General features: G+C 60.0%; 7 protein-coding genes and 1 tRNA gene. 4 read left to right on the top strand and 4 right to left on the bottom strand.

Annotation, left to right across the window (positions count from 1 at the left end; all coding sequences use genetic code 11):
• Nucleotides 1–935: hypothetical protein (locus tag J4G14_06235; protein ID MCE2457397.1), on the bottom strand; the 935-nt coding region annotated here is incomplete at its 3' end.
• Nucleotides 936–944: 9 nt separating this feature from the next.
• Nucleotides 945–2,039 (bottom strand): hypothetical protein, encoded by a 1,095-nt coding sequence (locus J4G14_06230; protein MCE2457396.1) that lies wholly within the window; start codon nucleotides 2,037–2,039, stop codon nucleotides 945–947.
• Between the two features lie 218 nt (nucleotides 2,040–2,257).
• On the opposite strand from J4G14_06230, the gene J4G14_06225 reads away from it, so the two are divergent.
• The 3 genes from J4G14_06225 to J4G14_06215 all read left to right on the top strand — a co-directional run bounded on the left by J4G14_06225 (nucleotide 2,258) and on the right by J4G14_06215 (nucleotide 4,336).
• Nucleotides 2,258–2,333, top strand: a tRNA-Trp gene (locus J4G14_06225).
• Between the two features lie 261 nt (nucleotides 2,334–2,594).
• A complete protein-coding gene (locus J4G14_06220; protein MCE2457395.1) occupies nucleotides 2,595–3,236 on the top strand; it encodes a methyltransferase domain-containing protein in 642 nt (213 codons plus the stop codon).
• Between the two features lie 287 nt (nucleotides 3,237–3,523).
• Nucleotides 3,524–4,336 carry a tetratricopeptide repeat protein gene (locus tag J4G14_06215; protein ID MCE2457394.1) on the top strand — a complete coding sequence of 271 codons (813 nt, stop codon included), beginning with the start codon at nucleotides 3,524–3,526 and terminating at the stop codon, nucleotides 4,334–4,336.
• Nucleotides 4,337–4,433: 97 nt separating this feature from the next.
• On the opposite strand, the gene J4G14_06210 is transcribed toward J4G14_06215, so the two are convergent.
• Nucleotides 4,434–5,564 carry a right-handed parallel beta-helix repeat-containing protein gene (locus tag J4G14_06210; GenBank protein MCE2457393.1) on the bottom strand — a complete coding sequence of 377 codons (1,131 nt, stop codon included), beginning with the start codon at nucleotides 5,562–5,564 and terminating at the stop codon, nucleotides 4,434–4,436.
• A 123-nt stretch (nucleotides 5,565–5,687) separates the two neighbouring features.
• Between J4G14_06210 and rsgA the strand changes: the two genes are divergently transcribed.
• Entirely contained in the window at nucleotides 5,688–6,794 is a 1,107-nt protein-coding gene (gene rsgA, locus J4G14_06205) for a ribosome small subunit-dependent GTPase A (protein MCE2457392.1), read from the top strand.
• 12 nt (nucleotides 6,795–6,806) lie between these two features.
• Here the strand turns inward: rsgA and J4G14_06200 are convergent, their stop codons facing one another.
• Nucleotides 6,807–7,883, bottom strand: a complete 1,077-nt coding sequence (locus J4G14_06200) for a DNA polymerase IV (protein ID MCE2457391.1) — start codon at nucleotides 7,881–7,883, stop codon at nucleotides 6,807–6,809.
• Nucleotides 7,884–7,917 lie beyond the last annotated feature (34 nt).

The following is a 7,917-nucleotide window of genomic DNA, read 5'->3' as shown; positions in this document are numbered from 1 at the left end:
CCCTCTATGCCGCCGCCAAAGACTATGGCCATCGGCTCAAGTAGGGCAGGCTCCTGGAGTTCACGCACGAAGACTCGCTCTCCGATGTTTAGCAGTCGCTCGAACACCAGCGCCTTGTCGTCCTTATGGGTCACGGCGTAGCGGAGATGCTGAATGCCGTAGGCAATGTGCCGGGCCTTGTCCTGCATCGCCAGTCCGAACAGCACCTTCTCTGCGGGGTTGTTGGCGAAGCGCTCGCCGTAGCGGTACACGTTCAAGATGAATGTGCCCCTGAGCAGGTGGAGGAGCAGGCTCGTCTCGGACCAGCCGCCCTTGCTCTCAAGGATCATCCGGTTGACCTCACCGCGACTTTCGAGCCCGAGTCCGCCGCCGTTGGACAGCGCCCGCTTTCTGAAGGCTTCGTGATGTCTGCCCGCGTCGAACATATTGGACGCTAGGAAGAGCTTGACCTCGTGGTAGCCGAACGACATGTGCTGGAGCCAGTGGCCAATGGTCTCGAATTCAACGTTCGCGCACTGGCTGAGCTCAGTGCAGAGCTGGCACATCGCTGCCTCGACGTCGTCGGGCAGAGGCTCGATGGTGTCCCAGGGGATATCGGTGGCCGGCACCCAGCGTCGCTGGATCGCCTCCTCGTAGAGGTCAGCGGCGTTGTCGGCCCAAAGGTCGCGCTTGCTTCGGAGGGCAATACCGATAGGAGGCACTCCCGGCATGGGGTATGCGCCCCGGGGCATTCTGGTCTGCTCTTCCCAGTGGTCTGGGATCTCGCCGTAGATGCCGACGTTGAGGTCGCCGATCTTCAGCCCGCCCTTACCGGGCTTTGCCCGGGTGCCCCACTGCAGGGTGCGAGCCTTCCACTCGAGGGACGGCTCGGAAACCTCCACGTTCTCATCGAGGACGAGCCTTCGACGACCCCGGACGGGTCTCTCGTTACTCACGTCGGCCACCTAGTTCTTCACGTATTCCATGAGCTCGGGCAGAGCGCGACCGTTTTCGAATCGCTCGCCAAAGCCTGCCGAGCGGATGCGCTGGACGTACTCTTTCGCCTGCCGCTTGCGTATCGCCAACAGCTTGCGGTAGCCCTCGTCATAGTTCTTCTCGCCGCCGCCGAGCAGGATTGCGAGAGCCTCGCTTTGGGCGGTGTCGCGGGCCGCCGGATTCTGGTTCCCGGCAACAAGGGCGCGTTCGCCCTCGTCGAGGTATTCGTGTACCTCTTCCTTGCGCTCGGGTTCGGTCTCGGCGAGGTAGCGCATGTGCATGACGCCGAAGGCGACGTGCCTAGACTCGTCCTGGGCGGCGAGACGGTAGATGCGCTTCTCGGCCTCGTTGTAGGCCATCAGCTCGCCCATCCGGAAGATGGTCAGCACCGCGCCCTCACCGGAGATGTGAAGCCGGGAGGACATCTCAGTGAAGTCGCGCGAGAGGTCGATGCTGCCAACCGTTCCACTGGTAGTGACGTTTGGACGCTGCATAAGGCCACCGCCGTTTGCAAGCGCTCTCTTGCGGAATACATCGAGGTGCCGGGACTCGTCCATAATCTGTGTAATCAGGAACATTCGAGGCTCGAAGTAGTCGGGGGATGTGCCTGCCACCCAGCGTCCGGGTACGTCCGCAGCGACGAACTCGACCTCTGTCAGGAAGGTTGCAAGCTGGCATTGGGCGCGCTCGACGTCGTCAGGCAGTGGCCTGATCGTTTCCCAGGGGACATCGGTGGCCGAGCTCCACTGTCGCTGCAGTCCCTCTTCGTAGAGCATGGCTGCGTTCACAAGCCAGATGTCGGACTTGGTGCGCACCTGGTACCCGCCGATGCGGTAGGCGTTTGGCCTGGAGGCGGCTCCGCGCGGCTTGCCCGTCATGTTGTCGGACGTGGGCGCTGGATCACCGTAGCTGCCGATCTGAGTGTCTGATAGCGTCAGGCCTTTCTGGCCGTCGGCGGAGGCCTTTACACCCCACTCGCCCTGCTGATCGATCCAGTCGAGCTTCAGCCCCTGATCGTTGGCGTATTCCTGGATGCCGTTGAAGTTGTCGTTGGTCGTGGTCATCTCGACCTCCCCCGCACTTTGTAACCGTGTCTACGTACTATAACGTCTGAGGTCGGAGTTGGGAATGGTGAACGTGGGTTCAGTTGTACATAGCTGGGCTGGGCATAGTACAATTATCGTTGCGCGGAGTTGGGTCGGGGCGTTACCAGTGGTGAGTTTCTCCTACCTGTAGGAGACCTCCAAGCCATCGACTGCAAGCTGACTCCACAGCGCTTCGCAGGAGCGTAGCTCAGTTGGTAGAGCATCGGTCTCCAAAACCGAGGGTCGCGGGTTCGAATCCTGCCGCTCCTGCCACTTTCTTTTTTCTTCCCTACTGCCCCAATGCAGTTGCGTTTCCGAAGTGATGCTGACGCTTGAGAAGTAGTACTGCGTCAGTTTGAGGTGCGACGCTTTCACCCTCACCCCAGCCCTCTCCCATCAAGGAAGAGGGGGCTTGTTGGCTGGTATACACCATTGTCTACTCGTGTCAGCCTATCAAGGGTGAGGAGGCATCAAGAATTACCATCTGAGACATGCTCATTTGAATCGATGGCCTGATGGGGTCACAATGTGGGCATGGAAGAGAATCCTGCGTTTCCAGAACGGTTCTTTCGGAGGGTGGACGAGTCCGCAGACGGGGTGTTCTACACTCACCCGAGGCTCGTGGTCCACATCGACGAATTCGCTATCGAGGCCATCAGGCACTTCTTTTCAGAGGAACTTCCTGAGAACGGGTCGATACTGGACCTGATGAGCTCGTGGCGGTCGCACATGCCGCACGAACCGCGCGGGCGCAGGATAGTTGGGCTGGGGATGAACGAGGTCGAGATGCGGGAAAACCCGCAGCTTGACGAGTACGTGATCCACGACCTCAACCAAGAGCCCGCGCTGCCATTCGACGACCAGGTCTTCGACGCAGTGGTGGTTACCGTGTCGGTGCAGTACATGACAAGTCCGGTGGAGGTGTTCTCTGAGGTGCGCCGCCTGCTGAAGGGCGGCGCGAGCTTTCACGTTATCTACTCGAACCGCATGTTTCCCACAAAGGCGGTCGCGGTATGGCAGTCGCTGGACGACTACCGGAGAGGTCAGCTCGTAGGTGCTTACTTCGTCAGCAGCGGCGGCTGGGATGACGTGACGGTCAGGGACATCAGCCCGGAGGTCGGTCACTACGCTGACCCGGTGTATGTGGTTACGGGCAGGAGAGCTGCTGAGGCATGACGAGGGTGAATCTGATCCTGATTCGTCAAAGGCCCTTCGACACGCTCAGGGCGAACGAATGCGGGCGAGACGCCTGCGCTCCCGATCGAAGCAGGGTGAACGATAGCGAGCGAGGCGCACGTGCTCATTAACAAGTCGGGGGCGGCACCTACAAGAACACTGCAGGCTCAAACATGACTGTTATGCTGGACAATCTGGGAAAGTGGGCTAGAATCGGTTGATACCCTTGTCTGGGACAGACATCTAAACCCTAACTGGGGACGGTGAGTACATTGGAACGAGTGGAGTTGCTAGAGCAATTCTCCGAAGTGACGGACAGACCTGACTATGAGATCGACGTGGCGCGGGCAGCGCTGCTTCTGTCGGCTTCGGAGTACCCCGAAATCAACATAGACCAGGAGCTGTTCACCTTCCAGCGCATCGCAGGGTCGATCTCCAGCAAGCTGCTGGATGACGACGATCCCCTGTACTGCATGAACACCATCAGCGAGGCCCTGTTCGACGAAGGCGGATTCAAGGGCAACGACGATGACTATTACGATCCACGCAACAGCTACCTGAGCCAGGTACTGGAGAGGCGTGTGGGCATTCCGATCACTCTCGCGGTGGTCTACATGGAAGTCGGCCGGCGGCTGAAGGTGCCCCTGGTGGGGGTGGGAATGCCGGGGCACTTCCTCGTCAGGCATCTGGAGATCGACAACCTGTTCGTCGATCCGTTCCACGGCGGATACCTGCTGTCCAAGGAGGAGTGCAAGAAGCTGCTGGAGGAGCGAATGCAGGGGCCGGTCGACTGGGATGAGAGCCTGCTCACCCCGGTATCCAACCGGGAGATCGTCGCCCGTATCATCCGTAACCTCAAGGCTATCTACATGCACGATGAGGACTATGTGCGAGCTCTCGATGTAGCAGACTTTGCGTTAGCCCTCGAGCCGCACTCTGCAGGAAATCACCGGGACCGAGGTGTGGTGCATTATCAGCTTGGTCACAGTGCGGAGGCTCTCGACGACCTTGTCCACTACCTGGACCTCGTGCCCAATGGCGCGGACGCCGAGGGGGTTCATGCCATCGTGGCTGAGCTTCGGAGTTTTCTGGAGGACTAGGCAGCTGCTTGAGTAGCTTGCTATCGGTGTTATCACCCTCACCCCAACCCTCTCCCGTCAAGGGAGAGGTGGTCTCTTGGCTGTACGCCCTCTACCGTTACTGTTCCTGGCGAAGGTGGTGCCACTTCCGGGAAGTGCCTGCCCGGTTGTCGTGCAGGTCGTTGGATGTGAGCGTTACGTCTGTCGTGTTGGTGATGCTGACTGCGTGGTCCCGTGATCCTGAGATTCGGTTTTCTCGGATAACATAGCCGGATGAGGGGTCGTCTCCTAGGTCTGAGGGCGCCCACCACAGTCGGATCCCATTTCGGTTGGCAGATATGACGTTTTGCTCAATTAGATTGTCGCTGCCGTGCTCTATGGCGATGCCGTCCAGCCGGTTGGAGCAGATGCGGTTGCCTCGGACGATGGTCTGTTTGGAATATCCGAGCCAGAATCCGTAGTTGGAGCCGTCGGCGGTGTTGTCCTCGAAGACGTTGCCGGACGAGAACACAGCCTCGAAGGCGTTGTTCGGGGAGTGACTGCCGTCGTTGCGGGCGATGTAGTTGTTGTCTGATGAGTGACGATTGTTGGCCCGTATGAACAGGCCGTCGCCGGAGTACCTGAGACTGTTGTCGACAATCCGGTTGTGGTGCGAGAACTCCTCGATCAGGATGCCGGCCGAGTCGGCGGTGTCGTTCCAGAAGCGATCCGTGAAGCGGATACAGTGCTCCGCCCTGCACTTCTCAACTGTGCAGTGGGTGGAACTCAGCAGGTGAATGCCCACGTTGGAGCAGTGGGAGGCGTCGGTCTCGCTTACTGTCACACGTTTGCACCGGACGAGGTCTATGCCGTTGAAGTTTCCGGTGACGAGGCAGCGGTGCATTGTCGAGTCGCTAGCGTTCGACAGGAAGATGCCTCCTCCGTAGCCTTCCTCGTTGGGCTGGTGTGTGTCGGGAAGCCAGCCGATCCCCTGAGGATTGTGGTTATCCGATACCACGCAGTCCTCGATGCGGAGGTTGCGTACGTTCTCAGCGCGAATACCCTGGTAGAAGTTCCTAATCACTCCGCCGCGTATGGTCACGCCGTCGCAATCGTGAATGTGAATGCCGACGCCTGTGTAGTCAGATCCGTCGATGAAACAGCCTGTGAGATCGAGCGTCACGCCATCTGTGGCGATCTCGAACACGGGCTCGGAACCGGTGGCGACGTAGCGGTCGGGGGTCAGACTTGTTGAAGTGGAAATCTGCATGGTTTCTGGATTGCCAATCGCTTTGCGTCTAAGTAGAATCCGGTTCTACAGGAGTCTATGACAAGCCCACGGAAGAGGCGACAGGATCGCAGGTCTAAAAAGACGTTTCGGCGCAGCGGAAACGTGAAGCGGAGCCGTGCGCGTCAGAACGACTGGACTGCGCGCGTCGAACAGGACTGGGACGAGATAGACTACGACCCCATTGAGAGGGTCATGCCCAGAGATGAACGGGACCGCCGCAAGCAGATCGAAGAGGCGGTAATCGCGTCCCCGCTCTCTTCCGATCTCGTATCCACTCCTGAACGAAGCGTCTCCCTGGCAGACACGCGGACGGCACTGGTGACGGAAGTGGCCGGGATGTCGGCGCGGGTCGAGTTCGACGATGTGGAACAGCCTGCTACTGTCAGGGGACTGCTGACAGAGATCGACACTGGGTACATCAATCCCGTAGCCGTCGGGGACACGGCAATCGTGTCCGAAGGCTCTGAGGGCTCCTGGGCCATCGAGGACATTCATCCAAGACGGACCATCCTTGCCAGGCCAGACCCGTTCCTCGCGCCGCGCCAGCAGGTAATAGCAGCCAACGTAGACCAGCTTCTGATCGTGTCGTCATGGAAGACTCCGGACCTGTGGCTAGAGCTGATAGACCGCTACCTCATCGCTGCTGGACTGTCGGAGATCGAGCCGATCGTGTGTATCAACAAGGCTGACCTGATTGACGACCGAACGGAACTGGAGGCATCGATCTCCATCTACCGCGAGATGGGGCACACGGTGCTAGTCACGTCGGCGACGACCGGACTTCGTATTGACGAACTGAGGGACGCGCTTACGGGGAAGCTGACTGTCGTCGTGGGACTCTCAGGGACTGGAAAGAGTTCTCTGATGTCGGCGGTGCAGCCCGGACTGGACATCAGGGTAGGCAGAATCAGCGAAGCTCACCGGCAGGGAACGCACACAACGACTCAGTCGAAGCTCTACAAGCTGGACGTGGGCGGGTACGTCGCCGACACCCCCGGCATCAGGGAGTTCGGGATAGCCGGGCTCACTCTAGGCGAGTTGCCTCTGTACTTCCCGGAAGTCGACGAGCTGGCTGCCGAGTGCAGATTCAGCAACTGCTCCCACCTCGAGGAGCCGGAGTGTGCTGTCCGCGCCGCCGAAGCCGAGGGCGGAGTTTCGGCGTCCCGTGTGGCGTCATATCGGGCCATATTCGACGAGCTTGAGGTGTAGGCCAACACCAACCTAGATCCCTGGCAGTCTCGGCTGCACGATTGGCTTCTGGCGTTCGCGGGCATCCTCGAAGCCGGCTACTCCGACGCCGACCAGCCTGAAGGTCCTGCCTGGGCCTGTCTCGTTGCGGACCAGGACGCCGGCGGCTCCAGCAATCTCGTCTGACGCCTGAACGACCTCCGGGAGAGTCACCTGGCGGGTGAAGGTAGTGAAGTCCGACAGCCTGAGCTTCACCTTCACGGTACGCCCCCACAGGTCCCGTCTCTCCAGCGAGCGAGAGACGTCCTGGCTCAGCCTGTTCACCAACTCCTGGAGCGCGTCCGGGTCGCCGGTGTCAGTGACCAGAGTGGTCTCCGAACTGACCGACTTGGTGTCGCGGCTGGTCTCGACGGGACGGTCATCTTGACCTGTGGCAAGCCGTTTCATGTACGTCCCGTTACGCCCAAATCGGGTAGTCAGCCACTCGTCCGTGAGCTCGGCAAGATGGCCGACTGTCTCTACGCCCTCCCATGCCAAGCGCTCCTGGGTCTTGGGTCCGACGCCTGGCAGCTTGCCTACCGGCAGCGGCGCGAGGAAGGACCTCTCAGTTCCGGGCGACACGACCGTCAGCCCATCCGGCTTGTCGAGGTCGGATGCGATCTTGGCGACAGACTTACTTGTGCCTACTCCAACAGAGATGGTCAGACCGAGTTCGCGTTTAACCCGCGTCTTGAGGCGGCGTGCAATGTCTTCAGGCTTAACCTCGCGAGTAACTCGATCGGTAATATCCAGAAAAGCCTCGTCAAGCGATAGTGGTTCAACCAGTGGAGTGACATCGTTGAAGATGTCCATGACCCTTCGGGAGACTTCTCGGTAGCGTCCGAAGCGGGCGCTGACTCGGACCAAGTTTGGGCAGATGTTGAAAGCGGTGCGCATGGGCATTGCTGAGCGCACACCGTACTCCCGAGCCTCGTAGGATGCGGCAGCGACCACGCCCCTGGACTCGGGGCTGCCGCCTACGGCGAGCGGTCTGCCTCTGAGTTCGGGATTGTCGAGCTGTTCGACCGAAGCGTAGAACGCGTCGAAGTCTGCGTGAAGGATGTGACGCATCTGTCTCGTCCGAATTTCAGTGCAACAGGGCCTG

The sequence above is a fragment of the Dehalococcoidia bacterium genome, assembly GCA_021295915.1.
GTDB lineage: Bacteria > Chloroflexota > Dehalococcoidia > Lucifugimonadales > UBA1123 > VXRN01.
The sequence above is the reverse complement of the archived record's forward strand: the minus strand, read 5'-3'. Positions and strand labels throughout refer to the sequence as shown.

Excerpts from the sequence above, each read along its gene's own strand:
- J4G14_06200 (MCE2457391.1), bottom strand. The coding sequence starts at position 7,883 with ATGCGTCACATCCTTCACGCAGACTTCGACGCGTTCTACGCTTCGGTC.
- J4G14_06220 (MCE2457395.1), top strand. The coding sequence starts at position 2,595 with ATGGAAGAGAATCCTGCGTTTCCAGAACGGTTCTTTCGGAGGGTGGAC.
- J4G14_06230 (MCE2457396.1), bottom strand. The coding sequence starts at position 2,039 with ATGACCACGACCAACGACAACTTCAACGGCATCCAGGAATACGCCAAC.
- J4G14_06210 (MCE2457393.1), bottom strand. The coding sequence starts at position 5,564 with ATGCAGATTTCCACTTCAACAAGTCTGACCCCCGACCGCTACGTCGCC.